This is a genomic window from Rothia sp. HMSC071B01, from assembly GCF_001808945.1.
Taxonomy (GTDB): domain Bacteria; phylum Actinomycetota; class Actinomycetes; order Actinomycetales; family Micrococcaceae; genus Rothia.
Genome location: NZ_KV795061.1, coordinates 1 through 1,309, shown reverse-complemented (window position 1 = coordinate 1,309; position 1,309 = coordinate 1). Strand labels below are relative to the sequence as shown.

1 protein-coding gene is annotated in these 1,309 nt (G+C 51.2%); it reads right to left on the bottom strand.

Annotated elements, in window-relative coordinates; genetic code table 11:
• Positions 1–677 precede the first annotated feature (677 nt).
• A partial coding sequence (locus HMPREF2527_RS09760; protein WP_168161079.1) for a hypothetical protein occupies positions 678–1,309 on the bottom strand: 632 nt, incomplete at its 5' end.

Here is a 1,309-nt window from a genome sequence, read left to right as displayed (position 1 = left end):
ATGTGGTATAACGTCCTAAATCTGTGGTACACTATATGAGTACCCGCAGAGTATATGTGCTACAAGAGGTATAGGAGGAGTGTCCAGTCAAAGTTATGGGAGAAATCCGAAGTGTTTTGGATTGATTCCCAAATTTTTAAGGACTTGTATACGAAGTCCACGAGGTGGTAGATAACACTACATGCGAAAAGCATCCATGCAACAATGGTGGACCTGCGTGACTTCCTATTCACTTTTTCGTTCAAAGGTATAACACCTTTCTAATAAGGGGGCGTCATGCGAGGCTGCAACCTCACATAATGCCCCGGAGCTTAACGAGTCAGCCGGTTGGTTGACTCCAGATGTCCTAAACTTTTCCACGGTTCTTAGACATCTCATAAGCTTAGCATACCTTAACACGCTATGTCTACTTAGCGTGTCATTATTCCGCCAGATCTGATATCTGGCGGATTTTTGTGTTCTCCAAGCGCCCGCGTCTGCCTGCTCTACAGCAGCTTTCAGACGCCCACACATACGCTAGATCCGCATCAGAAGCACAAAAGACGGGGGCTACCTAACCGACCCATCTGGGTTGGTAGGTAGCCCCCGTTCGTTCCTCGTGCCCTACGGTGCGGCTAATGCCGCGCACGATAGATTAGATAGAAAAGCACTGCTAGTAAGATGAAACCTTCCAATAGCTACTCCCCTTGACGGTACTTTAGCCGAGCCTGCTGCCTCAACCGCGCATCGACCGTATCGGCATAACCACCCGGGTACTTATCCGCAGAATTATGCATATACTGCGTATGCCATACCGGCTTATTATCGGCCCAGCCGTACACCACCGTCCGAGGCGCGGCGCAAAACGTGTAGATGTAGTCCCGGCAGTCATACTCCTCCGGAATAATGAAACGGCGTACGCTCTTATCGCTGATCTTGAAATCAGCGTCAGGATCAATCACGTAGAAGTAGTCCGGGTCTTGCTCATTAAAGTTACTATCCGAATAGTACGCAACGTCGTTTCCGGCCTTCACCCACGCCTCCAACCAGCGATCATACTCATCACGGGTAGCAGGACGAGCACGGTTAGTATCGCTCAGCGTCTGCTCTTCTAGCTGCTCTTCCTGTTCGGCCAGCATCTTACGCTGCGCACGCTCCAGGTCATCAGCTGCCCTCTGAGCCTTATGACGAGCCAGCACCTCACACTGCTCACGCATATAGGCATCCTTCTCCTGGAACACTCGAAGATCCAGAGCATCCACCTCAGGGCACTCACCTTCAACGCAGTGCTCCAACGCTGCCTGCGCTCGCTGGCACATCTGCTGGTCTA